This is a genomic window from Nocardioides zhouii (assembly GCF_004137345.1).
In the GTDB taxonomy this organism is placed as follows: Bacteria; Actinomycetota; Actinomycetes; order Propionibacteriales; family Nocardioidaceae; genus Nocardioides; species Nocardioides zhouii.
Genome location: NZ_SDWV01000031.1, coordinates 36,567 through 53,541, shown reverse-complemented (window position 1 = coordinate 53,541; position 16,975 = coordinate 36,567). Strand labels below are relative to the sequence as shown.

General features: G+C 71.9%; 17 protein-coding genes. 12 read left to right on the top strand and 5 right to left on the bottom strand.

Features of this window, described 5'->3' with window-relative positions; genetic code table 11:
- Window positions 1-71: 71 nt before the first annotated feature.
- Complete coding sequence (locus EUA94_RS20940) at window positions 72-575, bottom strand: ferritin (RefSeq protein WP_129428845.1); 504 nt, start codon at window positions 573-575, stop codon at window positions 72-74.
- A 46-nt stretch (window positions 576-621) separates the two neighbouring features.
- Complete coding sequence (locus EUA94_RS20935) at window positions 622-1,173, bottom strand: TetR/AcrR family transcriptional regulator (RefSeq protein ID WP_129428844.1); 552 nt, start codon at window positions 1,171-1,173, stop codon at window positions 622-624.
- A gap of 321 nt (window positions 1,174-1,494) precedes the next feature.
- Here EUA94_RS20935 and EUA94_RS20930 point away from each other — a divergent pair, with 321 nt between their 5' ends.
- From EUA94_RS20930 to EUA94_RS20890, 9 genes are read left to right on the top strand one after another with little or no spacing between them, the layout of a single operon-like run.
- Complete coding sequence (locus EUA94_RS20930) at window positions 1,495-2,190, top strand: response regulator transcription factor (RefSeq protein ID WP_129428842.1); 696 nt, start codon at window positions 1,495-1,497, stop codon at window positions 2,188-2,190.
- On the top strand, window positions 2,187-3,374 hold the full coding sequence (locus EUA94_RS20925; RefSeq protein WP_129428840.1) for a sensor histidine kinase: 1,188 nt from the start codon (window positions 2,187-2,189) through the stop codon (window positions 3,372-3,374). The genes EUA94_RS20930 and EUA94_RS20925 overlap by 4 nt, the downstream gene beginning before the upstream one ends.
- Before the next feature lie 49 nt (window positions 3,375-3,423).
- Entirely contained in the window at window positions 3,424-4,965 is a 1,542-nt protein-coding gene (locus EUA94_RS20920) for a carboxyl transferase domain-containing protein (protein WP_129428858.1), read from the top strand.
- 1 nt (window position 4,966) lies between these two features.
- Window positions 4,967-6,889, top strand: a complete 1,923-nt coding sequence (locus EUA94_RS20915) for an ATP-binding protein (RefSeq protein WP_129428838.1) — start codon at window positions 4,967-4,969, stop codon at window positions 6,887-6,889.
- Window positions 6,882-7,808, top strand: coding sequence for a hydroxymethylglutaryl-CoA lyase (locus tag EUA94_RS20910; RefSeq protein ID WP_129428836.1), 927 nt, complete (start codon window positions 6,882-6,884; stop codon window positions 7,806-7,808). Before EUA94_RS20915 ends, EUA94_RS20910 begins: the two co-directional genes overlap by 8 nt.
- Before the next feature lie 17 nt (window positions 7,809-7,825).
- Window positions 7,826-8,911: a hypothetical protein gene (locus tag EUA94_RS20905; RefSeq protein WP_129428834.1), complete on the top strand. Its 1,086-nt coding sequence runs from the start codon at window positions 7,826-7,828 to the stop codon at window positions 8,909-8,911.
- Window positions 8,908-10,089 carry a hypothetical protein gene (locus EUA94_RS20900; RefSeq protein ID WP_129428832.1) on the top strand — a complete coding sequence of 394 codons (1,182 nt, stop codon included), beginning with the start codon at window positions 8,908-8,910 and terminating at the stop codon, window positions 10,087-10,089. The genes EUA94_RS20905 and EUA94_RS20900 overlap by 4 nt, the downstream gene beginning before the upstream one ends.
- Window positions 10,086-11,276, top strand: a complete 1,191-nt coding sequence (locus EUA94_RS20895) for a hypothetical protein (protein WP_129428830.1) — start codon at window positions 10,086-10,088, stop codon at window positions 11,274-11,276. The genes EUA94_RS20900 and EUA94_RS20895 overlap by 4 nt, the downstream gene beginning before the upstream one ends.
- Window positions 11,277-11,304: 28 nt before the next feature.
- Entirely contained in the window at window positions 11,305-12,087 is a 783-nt protein-coding gene (locus EUA94_RS20890; RefSeq protein ID WP_129428829.1) for an inositol monophosphatase family protein, read from the top strand.
- Window positions 12,088-12,097: 10 nt separating this feature from the next.
- Here the strand turns inward: EUA94_RS20890 and EUA94_RS20885 are convergent, their stop codons facing one another.
- Both EUA94_RS20885 and EUA94_RS23000 read right to left on the bottom strand, forming a co-directional pair.
- Window positions 12,098-12,775, bottom strand: a complete 678-nt coding sequence (locus EUA94_RS20885; protein WP_129428827.1) for an EcsC family protein — start codon at window positions 12,773-12,775, stop codon at window positions 12,098-12,100.
- 44 nt (window positions 12,776-12,819) lie between these two features.
- Entirely contained in the window at window positions 12,820-14,184 is a 1,365-nt protein-coding gene (locus tag EUA94_RS23000) for a calcium-binding protein (protein ID WP_165357083.1), read from the bottom strand.
- A gap of 79 nt (window positions 14,185-14,263) precedes the next feature.
- Here EUA94_RS23000 and aat point away from each other — a divergent pair, with 79 nt between their 5' ends.
- The 3 genes from aat (at window position 14,264) to EUA94_RS20855 (ending at window position 15,980) form a co-directional block, all read left to right on the top strand.
- Window positions 14,264-14,956, top strand: a complete 693-nt coding sequence (gene aat, locus EUA94_RS20865) for a leucyl/phenylalanyl-tRNA--protein transferase (RefSeq protein WP_340640875.1) — start codon at window positions 14,264-14,266, stop codon at window positions 14,954-14,956.
- A 56-nt stretch (window positions 14,957-15,012) separates the two neighbouring features.
- Window positions 15,013-15,495, top strand: coding sequence for a hypothetical protein (locus EUA94_RS20860; RefSeq protein ID WP_129428824.1), 483 nt, complete (start codon window positions 15,013-15,015; stop codon window positions 15,493-15,495).
- A gap of 95 nt (window positions 15,496-15,590) precedes the next feature.
- On the top strand, window positions 15,591-15,980 hold the full coding sequence (locus tag EUA94_RS20855) for an AsnC family protein (RefSeq protein ID WP_129428822.1): 390 nt from the start codon (window positions 15,591-15,593) through the stop codon (window positions 15,978-15,980).
- A 105-nt stretch (window positions 15,981-16,085) separates the two neighbouring features.
- On the opposite strand, the gene EUA94_RS20850 is transcribed toward EUA94_RS20855, so the two are convergent.
- Complete coding sequence (locus tag EUA94_RS20850; RefSeq protein WP_129428820.1) at window positions 16,086-16,967, bottom strand: Fpg/Nei family DNA glycosylase; 882 nt, start codon at window positions 16,965-16,967, stop codon at window positions 16,086-16,088.
- Window positions 16,968-16,975: the final 8 nt, after the last annotated feature.

The window sequence follows — 16,975 nt, the reverse complement described above, 5'->3', positions numbered from 1 at the left end:
GAGGCCTTCACCCACCTACAGGTCAGACCGTGTCGTCACACGATCTCGACCAACGTGACTGGTCATCACATCTAGGGGGTCGGCGTCGTACGGGAGCCGAGCTCCTCGTCGAGGCGCAGCAGGCCTGGACCGTCGTCGTTGATCATCTTGACCCGGCCGACGATCTCGCTGACCGTGGCCTCCTCCTCGATCTGCTCCTCGAGGAACCAGTTGAGCAGCGGGCGGGAGTCGAGGTCGCCCTCGGCCTCGGCGAGCCGGTAGAGGTTGCGGATGGAGTCCGACACCTTCTGCTCGTGGGCGAAGGCTGCCTCGAAGGCGTCGAGCACGCTGCCCACCACGGCGCTCGGCGCCTGCACGGCGCCGATCCGGGGGTGGTTGTCGCGGTCGGCCACGTGGTCGATGAACTTGTGGGCGTGGATGATTTCCTCGTCCGCCTGCTGGCGGAACCACAGGGAGATGCCGGACAGGTCCATCAGGTCGAGCTCGATCGAGAGCTGCCGGTAGACCAGCGAGGCCTGGAACTCCAGTGTGATCTGGGCGTTGAAGGCGTCCTCGAGGGCCCGGCTCAGCTTCATGGCACCACCCTATCGGGGGTGTTCCCGGACCCCGGGGCCCCGCGGCTCAGCTGAGACCGAGGGCGCCGTGGGCCATGTCGCGGAGCACGTCGTGCATCTGCGGGTCGGGCAGCCGGCCGCTGTGCGGCGTGGAGTTGAGCAGGCCGAACAGCACGTGGGCGCGGGTGCGCGAGGCCTCCGGGCTCATCGTGCTGTCATTCAGGCGCACCTGCGTGGCCCAGACGTCGACGTACGCACGCTGCAGGGCCCGGACGCGCTCGCGCGCCTCGTCGGGCAGGCTGCTCCAGTCGCGGTCCTGCACGACGATCAGCGCGCGGTGCCCGATGGCGAACTCGATGTGCCACTCGACGAGCGCCTCGAGCGCCTCGCGCGCCCCCTCGGCGCTCGCGACCCGGGTGCGGCCCTCGGCCAGCAGGGTCTCGCTGATGGTGACCAGCATCTCGGCCAGCATCGCGTCCTTGGACTCGAAGTGCTTGTAGAGCGCCGGCCCCGAGATGCCGCACGCCGCGCCGAGCTCGGCGACCGACACCCCGTGGAACCCGCGCGCAGCGAAGAGCTCGGCAGCGATGTCGAGGATCTGCTGGCGGCGCGGGGTCACGGCATCGAGGTTAGTGCCTGTTAACCCGTCGACGGGCGTACGCGGCGACGGAAGCGCCACTTCACGCCGTGGTTGCTCCCAGATGGCGAGCGGAATCACACATGCCTCCCCTGGTGCTTCTCCAGTGGGCCGCACCCCCGCGGCGGCCACCAGGCTGATCCCCACGATCAGCGCACCATTTCTTCCTGCAGAGTCTCGCTCGCCACGCCAAACAAATCCAGTGGTGGCAGCACCACTCTTGGTAACAGGGCCGTCCGGGCACCTCGGAGGGTGGTGCCTGCTCTACCGACGCGACCCGCCGGGCGTGGCTACAGTGCCCGCATGCCCCCGATCCGGGTCGTCCTCGCCGAGGACGGCGACCTCCTGCGGGCCGGTGTGCTCGCGCTCCTCGAGGGCTTCGACGACATCGACGTCGTCGCCACGGCGACCAACCTGCCGGAGCTCCTCGCGATGGTCGACGAGCACCGTCCTGACGTGCTGCTCACCGACATCCGGATGCCCCCCGACTTCACCGACGAGGGCATCCGCGCGGCCGGTGAGCTGCGGCGTACGCATCCCGGCATCGGCGTCGTCGCCCTCACGCAGTACTCCGACGTGGAGTACGCCCTCGACCTGGTCCGCGACGGCAGCAACGGTCGCGGCTACCTGCTCAAGGAGCGCGTGGCCGACGTCGACGAGCTGGTGGCGGCGCTGCGTACGGTCGCGGCTGGCGGGTCCGTGATCGACCAGATCGTGGTGGACGCGCTCATGGCCACCGGAACCCGACGCAACGACTCCCTGCTCGACCGGCTGACACCGCGCGAGCTCGAGGTGCTCGGCCTGGTGGCCCGGGGCATGACCAACGGTGCCATCGCGAGCGACCTCGTCGTCACCGACCGCGCCGTGGAGAAGCACATCAACTCGATCCTCACGAAGCTCGACCTGCCCGCCGACTCGCCGGTGCACCGCCGGGTCGCTGCGACGCTGGTCTTCCTGAGCGAGGCCGGGGTGGGCGGCGGCGTGGCACCGCGACGATGACCCGCGCACTGTCGGGCTGGGACTCGTTGGACCCGTCACTGGTGCGGCTGCTGCGGATCAACCTGCTCGCGCTCGTGGTCTCGACCACCATCCTGGCGGTGGCCTACGCCCTGGGGTTCCGGCACACCGCCGTGGAGGTGGACCTCGGCGTGATGCTGCTGTCGATCGTCCTCATGCTGCTGACGCTCCCGCTCACCCCGCGGTTCGGGGCGCCGGCGGTGCTGGTCGGCTTCGCGCTCTCGGCCGGTTGCTTCGCGGTCGGCGGCACCTACGCGACGCCGAACCTGTCGCCGCTGACCGCCATGCTGATGCTCATCCCGATGCTGGTGGCCATCCCCTTCGTCTCGCGGGCCTGGCTCAACACGTTCCTCGTCTATGCGGTGCTGGGCAGCGCCGCAGTGGCCGCCCTGGCGGAAGCCCGGCGCCAGGATGCCCTCAACGAGATCTGGTGGGTCAACGCGGTCGTCATCGCGGCGTCGTTGCCCGCCGTGGTGCTCGTCGTGACGTTCCTCGTCCGCGACGCCTACGCCCGCCTCACCGAGCGGACCGAGCAGCTCGAGGAGTCGCGCACCCGCATCGTCGAGGTCGCCGACGCGGCGCGGCGCAGCATCGAGCGCGACCTCCACGACGGGGCGCAGCAGCGGCTGATCGCGATGAGCGTGACGATCGAGCGCGCCCGCAAGGAGCTGTTGGCCGGTCGCCACGAAGGGGCCTCGGCCCTGCTCGGCCAGCTCGCGGCCGACAACCGTGAGATCGTCAACGAGCTGCGTGAGCTGGCGCGCGGCATCTACCCGCCACTTCTGGCCGAGCGCGGGCTCGTGATCGCCCTCCAGGCCACGGCGCGGCGCTCGGTCGTGCCGGTCACGCTCGACGTCGCCGACTTCGAGCGGCCGAGTCGGCAGGTCGAGGCGGCGGCGTACTTCTGCATCCTCGAGGCCCTCACCAACGTGGCCAAGCACGCCGGCGCGAGCGGCGTACGCGTCACCGTACGAGGCCGGCCGCACCTGTCGTTCAGCGTCTCCGACGACGGTCGCGGCTTCGACCGGAGCCGCGTCGAGCCCGGCGGGCTGCTCGGGATGGAGGCCCGGATGGCCGCCGCTGGTGGCACCCTCCGGCTGACGACGGTGCCGGGCCACGGCACATCGCTGAACGGCGAGTTCCCACCACTGGACTCGACAGGTTAACGATCGCTAACCTGAGGGCGTGTCCGAGCCTGTGAGCACCCCCCCGACCATGCGCGAGCTCGTCGACGACCTGCGCTCCCGGCTGGCGCGCGTGCGCCAGGGTGGCTCGGAGAGCGCCCGCCGCAAGCACACCGACCGGGGCAAGCTGCTCGCACGCGACCGCGTCGACCGGCTGCTCGACGCCGGCAGCCCGTTCCTCGAGCTGGCGCCGCTCGCGGCCTACGGGATGTACGCCCGCGACGCGGGCGACGACTTCGCGGTGCCGTCGGCGGGAGTCGTGGCCGGCATCGGCCGGGTGTCGGGCCGCGAGTGCGTGATCGTGGCCAACGACGCGACCGTCAAGGGCGGCACCTACTACCCTATGACGGTCAAGAAGCACCTCCGCGCGCAGACGATCGCCGCGGAGAACCACCTGCCCTGCATCTACCTCGTCGACTCGGGTGGCGCGTTCCTGCCGATGCAGGACGAAGTCTTCCCCGACCGGGAGCACTTCGGCCGGATCTTCTTCAACCAGGCGAACCTGTCGGCCCAGGGCATCCCGCAGATCGCCAGCGTCATGGGTTCCTGCACCGCTGGCGGCGCGTACGTCCCCGCGATGTCCGACGAGACCGTCATCGTGCGCAACCAGGGCACGATCTTCCTGGGTGGACCGCCGCTGGTGAAGGCCGCGACGGGCGAGGTCGTGACGGCCGAGGACCTCGGCGGTGGCGACGTGCACGCGCGTACGTCGGGCGTGGTCGACCACCTCGCCGAGGACGACGCGCACGCCCTGGAGATCGTCCGCTCGATCGTCGACACCCTCCCCGCGGTCCGGCCCGCCCGCGAGGCGGCGGCCGACGTCGAGGAGCCGCACGAGCCGCCGGAGTCGCTCTACGACGTCGTCCCCACCGACACCCGCACGCCGTACGACGTGCGCGAGGTGATCCGCCGGGTGGTCGACGGCAGCCGCTTCCACGAGTTCAAGAAGCTCTACGGCGACACCCTGGTCTGCGGCTTCGCCCGGATCGACGGCTATGAGGTCGGCATCGTCGCCAACAACGGCATCCTCTTCAGCGAGTCGGCGCTCAAGGGCGCCCACTTCATCGAGCTGTGCAACCAGCGCAAGATCCCGCTGGTGTTCCTGCAGAACATCACCGGCTTCATGGTCGGCCGGGAGTACGAGAACCGCGGCATCGCCCGCGACGGCGCCAAGCTCGTCACCGCCGTCGCGTGCAGCGTCGTGCCCAAGTTCACCGTCGTCATCGGCGGCTCGTTCGGCGCCGGCAACTACGGCATGTGCGGCCGCGCGTACGACCCGCGCTTCCTCTGGATGTGGCCCAACGCGCGCATCTCGGTGATGGGCGGCGAGCAGGCCGCGTCGGTGCTCGCGACCGTACGCACCGACCTCGAGGACGACGCGGCCGTCGAGGCCTTCAAGGCGCCGATCCGCGAGCAGTACGAGACGCAGGGCTCGCCCTACTACGCCAGCGCCCGACTCTGGGACGACGGGATCATCGACCCCGCCGACACCCGCCGGGTGCTCGGCATGGCCCTCGCCGCGACGTCGTACCCGCCCATTCCCGAGCCCCGCTACGGCATCTTCAGGATGTGACATGAACACCCTCCTCATCGCCAACCGCGGCGAGATCGCGCTCCGGGTGATGCGCACCGCGCACCGCCTCGGCTGGCGCGCGGTCGCGATTCACACCGACCTCGACGCCGAGGCGCCGCACGTACGCGCGGCCGACGCCGCGGTCCGGGTCGGGTCCTACCTCGACATCGACGCCGTGGTCGCCGCTGCGCGCGAGAGCGGTGCCGGCTTCGTCCACCCCGGCTACGGCTTCCTGTCGGAGAACAGCGCGTTCGCCCGAGCGCTGGAGGGCAGCAACGGCGTCGTCCTCGTCGGGCCGAGCTCAGACGTGATGGACGCGATGGGCCGCAAGGACCGGGCCCGCGAGATCGCGCTCGCCGCCGGCGTGCCGGTCGTGCCGTCGTACTCCCTCGAGGACGACCCCTCCGGCTTTGCCTACCCCGTCCTGGTCAAGGCCGCTGCCGGCGGCGGCGGCAAGGGCATGCGCGTCGTCCGCGGTCCGGCGGACTTCGTCGAGGCGCGCGACGCAGCCGGGCGCGAGGCGGCCAAGGCGTTCGGCGACGACACCCTGCTGGTGGAGAAGTACGTCGAGTCCGGCCGCCACATCGAGGTGCAGGTCTTCGGCGACACCCACGGCGACGTGGTCCACCTCTTCGAGCGCGACTGCTCCACCCAGCGGCGGCACCAGAAGGTGCTGGAGGAGGCGCCTGCTCCGACGATCAGCGCCGAGCAGCGCGCGGCGATCACGTCGTCTGCCGTCGCCCTCGCCGAGCAGTGCGGCTACACCGGCGCCGGCACGGTGGAGTTCCTGCTCGACAACGCGACCGGCGAGTTCTACTTCCTCGAGATGAACACCCGCCTCCAGGTGGAGCACCCCGTCACCGAGGAGGTCGTCCGGGTCCAGTCCGACAAGGGGAGCGAGCGGGTCGACCTGGTCGAGCTGCAGCTGCGCGTGGCCGCGGGAGAGCCGTTGGGCTTCGCCCAGGACGACGTCACCCTCGACGGCCATGCCATCGAGGCGCGGGTCTACGCCGAGGACTCCTTCCACGGTTTTCTGCCCCAGGCCGGACGTACGTCGATCGTGCGGTGGGGTTCGGGCGACGGGATCCGCGTCGACCACGCGCTCGAACCCGACCAGGAGGTCAGCACGTCGTACGACCCGATGCTCGGCAAAGTGATCGCGTGGGGCGCCGATCGCGAGGCCGCCCGTGCCGGACTGGTCGCTGCGCTGGGCGAGACCGCGATCCTCGGCATCACCACGAACACCGGCTTCCTGCGCGCGCTCGCGGCCTCCGACGAGTTCCGCGACACCACGATCGACACCGCCTGGCTCGACGACCACGAGGTGCCGGCACCCGACGCTGACCTGGCGCGCGTCTTCGGCGCGTGGACCGAGGTGCTGCTCGACACGACGGGCACGAGCGGCCCCTGGCGCGCCGACGGCTGGCGGATGGGCGCCGACCCCGCGCCCGACACGGTGGTCCTGGGCGACGACCTCGTGGTGGTCGACCGGCACCGCGGTCGCGTCGAGCACGACGGCATCGCCCACGACGTACGCCTGGTGTCGGCGGCCGACCACACCGTCCACCTGCTCGTGGACGGCCGCGCCGAGCACGCCGTGCTCAACGTGCAGCGCGACTTCGTCGAGGTCGTGCACCGCGGCCAGCGCTGGGTGTGGGACCGGCCGGATCCCTTCGCCGACCATGCGGCCGCGGGCGGCGACGGCACGCTCGTCGCGCCGATGCCGGGCACCGTCCTGGCGGTCAACGTCGCCGAGGGCGCGACCGTGGCCGAGGGTGAGACGCTGGGCGTGATGGAGGCGATGAAGATGGAGCTCGCGCTCAAGGCGCCCTTCGCCGGTACCGTCACGACGGTCGGCGCGGCCACCGGCGACCTCGTGAAGCTCGGCGCGGTGCTGTTCGTGGTGGAGCCGACCGATGGCTGACCTGCCGATGACCGTCCGCGCCGACGGCCTCCCGTCCGCCGTCACGATCTACGAGGTCGGTCCGCGCGACGGCCTGCAGAACGAGAAGGCGATCGTGCCGGTCGCGGTCAAGGCCGAGTTCGTACGCCGTCTCCTGACCGCCGGTCTCCCGATCGTCGAGGCCACCAGCTTCGTGCACCCGACGTGGGTCCCGCAGCTGGCCGACGCCGCCGAGCTGATGGCCGACCTGGGCGAGGAGGGTCGGCACCTGCCGGTGCTCGTGCCCAACGAGCGCGGCCTCGACCGGGCGCTCGAGCTCGGCCTGGAGCACATCGCGATCTTCGGCAGCGCCACCGAGACCTTCGCGAGCAAGAACCTCAACCGCACGTTCGACGAGCAGTTCGCGATGTTCGAGCCGACCGTGGCGCGGGCCCGCGAGGCCGGGATGGACGTCCGGGCCTATGTCTCGATGTGCTTCGGCGACCCGTGGGAAGGCGCCGTGCCGATCGGGCAGGTCGTCACCGCCGGCACCCGGCTGCTCGACCTCGGCGCCAGCCAGCTGAGCCTCGGCGACACCATCGGCGTCGCCACTGCGGGGCACGTGACGGCGCTGGTCGCGGCCTTCGCCGACGCGGGCGTGGGCACCGACCGGCTGGCCATGCACTTCCACGACACCTACGGCCAGGCGCTCGCCAACACCTACTCCGCGCTGCAGTCCGGGATCACCACGTTCGACGCCAGCGCGGGCGGGCTCGGTGGCTGTCCGTACGCGAAGTCGGCGACCGGCAACCTCGCGACCGAGGACCTGGTGTGGATGCTGACCGGCCTCGGCATCGACCACGGTGTCGACCTCGACGCCGTCGTGTCGACCAGCGTCTGGATGGCCGGCGAGCTGGGCCGCCCGAGCCCGAGCGCCGTCGTACGAGCGCTGGGCGGGTGACTGGCACAATCAGCCGCATGAGCCGCGTCGTCCACCTCCACATCGGGGCCCCCAAGACGGGGACGACGTACCTCCAGGACCGGCTCGTGCTCAACGCCTCCTCCCTGTCTCGCCACGGCGTGACGATCCCGTCCTCGCGGATGGGGCGCTCGGACACCTTCCACTTCCGCGCCGCGCTCGACCTGCTCGACCAGGACTGGGGCGGTGCGCCCGGTCACGCCAAGGGGTCGTGGGAGGCGATGGTCAAGCGGGTCAACCGCGCCGACGGCAACGTGGTGATCAGCCACGAGATCCTCGCCGGGGCCAAGCCCGACAAGATCGCCAAGGCGATGAACGACCTCGCCGGCAGCGAGGTGCACGTCATCTACTCCGCGCGCGACCTCGGCCGCCAGCTGCCCGCCGCGTGGCAGGAGTCGATCAAGCAGGGCCGCAAGTGGCCCTTCAAGCGCTTCCTCACCAAGGTCGAGCGCGGCCAGACCTGGTTCTTCAACGCGATGGACCTGCCGCGGGTGCTGTCCCAGTGGGGCGCCAAGCTGCCCCCCGAGCAGGTCCACGTCGTCACCGTGCCGCACGACCGCGGCCCCAACGGCGACGAGCTGTGGCTGCGGTTCTGCCGCGCCTTCAGCATCGATCCCTCCTGGGCGCCGCTCGACTCCGAGCGCGACAACCGCTCGCTCGGCATCGCCGAGACCTCACTCCTCCGCAAGCTCAACCGCCGCCTCGAGCTCGGCGTGTGGCGCGACCCGGCCTACGACAACCTGATCCGCGAGGTGCTCGCCCAAGAGGTGCTGGTGACGCGTACGGCGATCCCCGTACGGCTGCCTCCCGAGAGGTACGAGTTCGCCGAGGAGCGCGCCCAGGTCTGGATCGACTGGATCAAGGGCAGCGGCGTGGACGTGATCGGCGACGCCGAGGACCTGCGGCCGCGCCGGCCCGCCGAGGACGACGAGTGGCGCAACCCCGACCGGGTCCGCGCCAAGCTCGAGCTCGGTGCCGCGCTCGACGCGCTCGCCGTGATGACCCAGGAGGCGGCCAGCCGCGCCGTGCCCGACACCATGAGCGGCAAGCTCCGCGAGACCGCTCGCCGGTTGCGCGACCGTTGACCACGACCAGCCCCCAGTCCGCCGGCCCCGGCGCGGTCGGGCGCGCCCACGGATGGGTCGCGCACCTGCGCGACGGGGGTACGACGCCCTGGCTGGCGTGGACCGGAGAGGCTGACCCGTCCACCGCTCGCCCGCTGCCCGGAGCCCAGCAGCTCGAGCTGCTCCGCCGGCTCAACCTGGCCTCCGGGTCGAGTGCGCAGCCCCGCGGCGACCACGGCCGCGACCGCACTCGACTCGCCGACCGCGTGCTGGCGACCCCGGCCGCCGGGCGCGGCAAGGCCGACCTGCCGCTCGTCGGCCTGCCCCACCACGGCTTCGGGGCGGTACCGGTCGACCCCGCGACGGTCGGACCGCACGAGCTGCTCCGGGTGGCGAGCGTCCTGCTCGCCGACGACCTCGTCGCCCTCGGCGCCGACCCGGTCACCACCACCTGGGCCAAGCCGTGGCGGCGACGCTTCCGGCTGGTCGGCGATCCCGTCGTGACCGTCGCCCTGCGCGAGCACCTGGCCGCGCGGGGCCGTCCCGAGGGCGGGCCGCGCCCGTTCGTCGTCGCGGTCGGGCGTCCGCTCGACGAGCTGCTCGCCCACACCTGGACCCAGCGCTGCTTCGAGACCGGCGCGACCCCGTGGGCCGAGTGGCTGCGGTTCTGGCGCGAGCGCGACCAGCTGCCCGACCGTGCCGACCTCGTCGCGTCGGTCCGCCGCTGGCGCGGGCACCGGCCCTTCGTCCGCGTCGTCACCGACCTCGACCGGCTGCCCCGCCAGGTCGGCGTACGGTCGGTGCCCGCGGTGCGGGTGCCGGGCGCGGACCAGGCCGAGCTCGCCCGCCGCATCGCTGCGGTAGTGGGTCTCCGGGTCCCGGCCCACGAGCGACCGGGGCTGATGCGGACGCTGCAGCAGCGGATCCCCGACAGCACCGTCGCGCCCGTCGTCGTCCCTGATCGCGAGCGGGACTGGGTGGCGGCGTCCGCGGCGCGCACCGTCCGCGGCGTGACCCGCGCTGGCTACTCTGTCGTCGGCGACCTCGCCGACCTCGCGCCACACGCTGCGGCGTCGATGGCGTCCGGTCCGGCCGGGCCCGACGACCAGCAGGTGCTGGACCTGGCCATCAGGATGGTCGTCGACCCGGGCTGGCGGGCCGGGTCCGCGCGGACGACGGAGAGGCAGGTGGAGCGGTGAGCAGGCGAGTGCTGCTGCACGTGGGCTGCCCGAAGACCGGCACGTCGTACCTCCAGGACGTCCTCTTCCGCAACCAGAAGGTGCTGCGCGAGCACGACATCCTCTATCCCGCCGACCGCTTCGACGCGCACTTCCTGGCCGCGCTCGACCTGATGACGCTGCCCTGGGGCGGCCTCGAGACCGAGGCCGTCGGGGCGTGGGACCGGCTGGCCGAGCAGGTGCGCGACTGGCACGGCACCTCGATCATCAGCCACGAGATCTTCGCGCGGGCCACACCGACGCAGGTGGCGCGCGCGCTCGAGTCGCTCGGCGACGCCGAGGTGCACCTCGTGCTGTCGGTGCGCGACCTGGTGCGCCAGATCCCGGCGGAGTGGCAGGAGAACGTCAAGCACCGCAGCCACATCACGTACGCCAAGTTCCTCCGCACCATCCGCGACCCGGCACGCGACTCGAGGATCGGCTCGTGGTTCTGGGCGGTGCAGGAGATCCCCGACATCCTCGACCGGTGGGGCGCCTCGCTGCCGCCGTCGCAGGTGCACCTCGTCACGGTGCCGCCGTCGGGCGCCGACCGCGGCGAGCTCTGGCGTCGCTTCTCCCACGCCTTCGGCCTCGAGGGGCTCGACCTCGACCTGACCGCCGAGCGCGAGAACCCGTCGCTCGGCGTGCCGGAGACCTCGCTGCTGCGCACGATCAACCAGCGGGTCACCTCGATCCTCGCGCCGCCCGACTACCGCCCCCTGGTCCGCGAGCTGCTCGCCCACCAGACGCTCTCGCGCGGCGTCGCCTCGGCGCGCCTCGGGCTCGCGCCCGACGACCACGCCTGGGCGCAGGACCTCTGCCGCAGCTGGGTCGAGGTGATGACCTCGCGGGGGTACGACGTGAGCGGCTCGCTCGACGACCTGATCGGGCCCGACCCCGGCTCCTTCGCCGATCCCGACGTCGCCACGGCCGACGTGCTGCTGCCGCCCGCCCTCGACGCCATCTCGGCCCTCCTGGTCGAGGGCGCCCGCCTCCGCGCGGTCGAGGAGCGGCTCCACGAGGAGCTCCGCGAAGCGCGCGACGAGCGCGACCGCGCGCGGCTCACACCGTCGTACCGCGTGAAGCGCAAGATCGTCACGTCGCTGGAGGACAGCCCGGCCGGCCGGGGGACCCTCGACGCCTACCGGCGGGCGCGAGGGAAGAAGTAGGTCGCGCGTCTCGTGCTTCGATGGCCCGGTGCCTGACAGAACTGACCGTGACGTTGCACTGGACGCGGCGCGGGCGGGTGCGGCCGTGCTCACCGAGATGTTCGGGTCGCCCCTGACGCGGCACCACAAGACGGCCACGGACTTCGCCACGGAGGCGGATCGCGCCGCGGAGCGGGCGATCCTGGACGTCATCCACGCTGCTCGGCCGGAGGACGGGTTCGAGGGTGAGGAGCTCGGTGCCGTGCACGCCGGCGCGGGCGGTCGTACGTGGTTGGTCGACCCGTTGTGCGGCACGCTCAACTTCGCGGCCGGATCTCCCTCGTTCTGCGTGAACGTCGCCCTCGTCGACGCGGGGGTGACCGTTGCCGCGACGGTGAGCCACCCGCCGACCGGTGAGCTGTACTGGTCCGCCGGGCAGGAGTTCGGCGTCCTCGGCCGAAGCTCGACAGAACCGCCGGCGCCGAACCAGCTGGTCGACATCAATGCCGACGGCCCGCTCGACCGCCCCTTCGTCGGAGCCCAGCTCGCCGCCGACCCCGACTTCCGTGCGGTGTTCAATCCGCGCATCGAGTCCACCACCCTGGCCCTCGCCTGGGTCGCGTCGGGGCGTCGGCTCGGCTACGTCACCGACGGTCGGCTGGAGGGCAGCGTGCACTTCGCCGCCGGGATCGCCCTGTGCCAGGCGGCCGCGTGCGTCATCACCGACTTCGACGGCAACGCCGTTCATGAGGGCCCGGGGATCATCGCCGCACGCGACCGCGAGTCCCACGCAGCGCTGCTGGCGCTGGTCGCGCGGCACCGTACGGCCTAAGCGGCGCGCCTCACTTCCGGCGGGGCAGCAGCTCCCGGTCGGCGTACCGACCGATCTTCCAGGTCGCGTAGCCGTCGGCGCCGGCACCGACGACACCGCCGATCACGGGTACCCGGCGGCCGACGGTGGTGGCCAGCCGCTTGCCCGCGACGCGGGTGATGATGTCGGTGGCGACCACGGCGGAGATGACGCCGTCGATGGTCGGGTCGTGGGCGGGGGCGGAGGCCAGGCCCATCGGCGTGGTGGGGATCTTCTTCTTCTTGACGAGGTCGCCCACCTGCTCCTCGCCGAGCAGCAGGGCCAGGATCGCGTTGCGGACGCGCGGGTCCTCGAGGTCGTGGCCGCGCAGGTGCGCGATGCCGGCCACCATCCGACACTGGATGATCGCCAGGCCGGTGATGTTGGCCGGGATGGCGAAGGCCATCGTCACCAGGCCGCCGACGTTGGTCGCGAAGCCCTGCGCGCCGGCGATGCGGACGTTGTTCTCGATCACCTCGTGGATCGCGCGGTCGACGCTGCCCTTCTGCTCCGCCAGCTGCTTGTCGGCCGCCTTGGCCGCCGGCGGCAGGGGCCCGACGCCGTCGATGGCGCGGTTCAGCGCCTCACGGACGAACCCCGACGTGAGGCCGGGCGCGAGCTCCTGGAGTCGCGGTGCGAGCTGGCGTCCGACGGTCTGCTTGAGGCCCATGCCCCGATCGTACGGTCGCGCAGCCAGCGCCGGGTCGTACGACGTCAGCGACGCCGCTCGCAGGACTGCAGCCGCTCGCCCCGCAGGCACCGGTCGCGCCCGAAGCTCCCGTTGAGGACGTCACGGCCCGGTCCGCCGTCGAGGACGTCGGCGCCGCGGCCACCGACGAGCCGGTCGTTGCCGCCGCCACCGGTCGCCCTCGTCGAACGGGCGGCGGACTCGAACCAGTCGGCGCGCGGACCTCCGACGAAGACCGCCCGGATGGCCTTGCCGAAGAAGGAGACGCGCTCCGTGCGGACCAGGCGTGCCACCCGGCTACCGTCGACGTCGATGCGCCCGCGGGCGGTGTCCACGCGCAGCAGGTCGATCTTCGTGCTTCCCCGTGTGTAGAGGGTGAGGCGGTCCCGCCCGGCGCCTCCGTCGAAGGTCGGTCGCGCCGAGCCGTCGACCAGGGTCACTCGTAGCTGGTCGTCGCCCGACTGGCCGAGCAGCGCGGTGCTCGTGGCGTCGTCGACGGAGAGGCGGTCCTTGCCGGACCCGCCCAGCAGACGGGTGCCTGCCTCCGGGGAGCTCGAGGTGAGTCGGTCGACATCGCCACCTCCGCGGACGACGTCGGCGCCCCGCCGGACCCACACCCCGTCGCTCCCGGCGCCGGCGTCCACGGTGTCGTCGCCGGCAACGGGCTCGTAGGACTGCGGGTGGTCGCCGACCCGCCAGCCCGACGTGGTGCGGCCGGGGTGGTCGGGCCCGACGACGTCCGCCCCGTCGCCGGTGACGATCGTGTCGTCACCGCCGCCGGCGTCGATGACATCGCGCGCAGGCGTGCCGAGCAACGTGTCGTCGTACGCCGATCCGATCACGCCGATGGGTCTGCCGGGGGCGCCGTCGATGATCGTGTCGCTGCCGTGACCGGTCGCGGTGCCAGCAGCGAGGTCCACCGTGACCCCGGCCGGGGCGTCGGCGTAGGAGACCTGGTCCACCTCGAGGTCGGGCTCCCAGAACCAGATGTCGTCCTCACCGGTCCCGAGGTCGACGAGGTCGTCGCCCGCGCCGGGGACCAGCAGGTCGCCGAAGTAGCCGTCGTCGGCGAAGTACTCGGCGTCCGCCCCGCCAAACAGCCGGTCGTCGCCGTCACCGCCGACGAGGGTGTCCGCACCGGCGAGGCCGCAGATCGTGTCGTTGCCGCCGGCCCCGTAGATCGTGTCGTTCTCCATGCTGCCGACGATGACGTCGTCGCCGGGCGTGCCGGTGACGGCCGACGTTGTGTAGCTGTTGACGAGCTCGGTGACGACGATCGTCGCCACCTTGCCGTCGCACGTCTCCGCCGCCTGGGCAGGTCCCGCTCCCAGGCCGAGGCCGAGGGGGAGCACCAGCGCGGTGAGTGCGGTCAGGGTCGTCGTACGTCGCATGTGTGTTTCCTCCACGAGATCGGGCGTCGGAGGTGTGACGCACTCGGAACGCCCTTGGTTGTGGTCTAGCGTTCCAGACGTGCCGATCGCCCCCGCTCCGACGCCGTGGGGCTTTCCACCCCACTCGGCGTGGGACCCCGAGGACGACCTCGTCGCGGTCGGCGCCGACCTGGAGCCCGGCACGCTCGTCACCGCGTACGCGCTCGGCCTCTTCCCGATGCCGGTGACGCTGGACGCCGAGGAGCACCTCGGGTGGTTCTCCCCGGTCGAGCGCGGCGTGCTGCCGCTGGACGGGCTGCGGGTCGCGCGGTCGCTGCGACGCTCGGCGCGGGACTTCGAGATCCGTATCGACACCGCCTTCGACGAGGTCGTCACCGCGTGCGGCAGCCCCGACCGCCCGGACGGCTGGATCACACCGGACTTCGTGCACGCGTACGGCCGGATGCACCGCCTGGGATGGGCCCACTCGGTCGAGGCGTGGCGCGACGGCAAGCTCGCCGGGGGGCTCTACGGCATCAGCATCGGGGGGCTGTTCGCCGGTGAGTCGATGTTCCACCGTGAGCGCGACGCGTCCAAGGTCGCGCTGCTGGCGCTGGTCGACATCCTCGGCGACCAGCACGCCGATCGACGGGTGCTCGACGTGCAGTGGCAGACGCCGCACCTGGCCTCGCTCGGGGTCGTACGCCGTCCGCGCGCGGAGTACCTCGAGTCGCTCCAGGCGTGCCTGCACCTCCCGCTGCCGACCGCCTTCCGGGTGGACGACGAGGGGTGAGACGCGCAAGGGTGGGCGCGTTCGTCACCGACCGCGTCCGTCGAGGGAGTTGCACCATGGCCAGCCGCACCCGTCTCAGCCTGATCACCGTCGCCCTGCTGGTCGGGGCCGCCACGTCCGCCTGTGGTGGAGGCGGCGCAGGTGGTGGAGCGCCGACCGACGCGAGCGAGAAGGACTTCTGCCAGACCCAGTCCAGCCTGCTCACCGACCTGATGCCGGCGGACATGTCGAACCCGGAGCTGCCCAGCGACGAGAAGATGGCGAAGGCCGTCCAGGACTGGGCCAAGAAGATCGAGGAGGTCGGCACGCCGGAGGACATCTCCGACGACGCGCGCCAGGGCTTCGAGACGATCGTCGCGCAGGCCAACGAGATCGACGCCGCCGACTTCTCGATCGAGAAGCTCGAGGAGCTCGAGGCCGGGGGCAAGGACGCCTCGGCGGAGGCCAAGAAGCAGGCGGACGCCTTCGAGAAATACCTCACCGAGACCTGCGGCAACCCGCTCGACAACCTCGAGATGCCGGAGATGCCCACCGAGTGAGGCGTCTGGACCTGGACGAGCCCGCTCGTCCTGCGACGAGGTTGGACCCGGCCGAGTAGCATCGGAGACGGCGGGGGCAGGCGAGGAGGGATGGCATGTCGATCACGCGCGAGGGCAGGATGTGCTCGTTCTGCGGCACGTCCGGTGGTCCCGGGACCGACGTCCAGCTCATCGGCGGCCTCGGCGCGCAGGTGTGCGGCACCTGCGTCGACGACTTCCACGCGCTCCTGCACGATCCTGTGCAGCACGCGGCGGCCAAGGGCGCGTTCCCGTGGGACCGGATGAGCGACGCCGAGGTGCTCGCCAACCTCTCCATGATCATGGCCTCGGCCGAGCAGAACACCGCCTTCGCCCACGAGTGGGTCGACCTGCTGCGCGAGCGCAACATCTCCTGGGCCGAGATCGGCCGCGCCCTCGGCGTCTCGCGCCAGGCCGTCTGGGAGCGGTTCGCGAGGAAAGGCAGCGACAAGTCCGCCACGGCGTGACACACTTCGACCTGAGTCAAGGTACGCTTGACAATGCCGGGCGTCGGTCGGACTTCACGGGGGTGGGTCGGACCGACGCCCGTTGCCTATTTCGCCTGCCGCCGCTCACTTGAGCAGGCGTGACATCCGTCGGTCCGCGAGCGGCTTGCCGCCGGTCTGGCAGGTCGGGCAGTACTGCAGGCTCGAGTCGGCGAACGACACCTCGCGCACCACATCGCCGCAGACCGGGCACTTCTCGCCGGTCCGGCCGTGGACCGCGAGGTTGGTCTTCTTCTCGCCCTTGAGCTGGCTGGCGGCGAGCCCGGCCGAGCGCCGTACGGCGTCCCCGAGCGTGCCGCGTACGGCGTCGTACAACGTCTGCAGCTCGGTCTCGTCGAGGCTGTTGGCCGGCTTGAATGGCGACATCCGCGCCGCGTGCAGGATCTCGTCGCTGTAGGCGTTGCCGATCCCGGCGATGATCGACTGCATCCGCATCACGCCCTTGATCTGCTTGCGCCCCTCGCGCTCCAGGATCTCGGCGAGCGCCTCGCGGGTGAAGTCGTCGCTCAACGGGTCGGGTCCGAGCCGGGCGACGCCGGGGACCTCCTGCGGGTCGCGGACGACGTAGATCGCCAGGCCCTTCTTGGTGCCCGCCTCGGTGATGTCGAGGCCCGGCTGGACATCGAGGTCGGGGTCGTCGATGACGATCCGCGCGGCGAGCGGGTTCTTGGGGTTGGGTCGGGCCGGGAGCGCGGGCACCTCGTCGCGCCAGCGGATCCAGCCGGCCCGCGCGAGGTGGATGACGACGTGCACGCCGCTCGCGTCGACGTCGAGGAACTTGCCGTGCCGCGTCACCTCGTCGACCAGCGTGCCGTGCAGTGCGTTCAGCGGCGGGTCGAAGGTCTTGAGCGCGCTGAAGGCGGTCAGGTCGACGCGGCTGATCGCCCGGCCGACGAGGCGGCCGCGCAGGTCCTGGACGAGGGCTTCGACCTCGGGGAGCTCGGGCACGAGTGAAA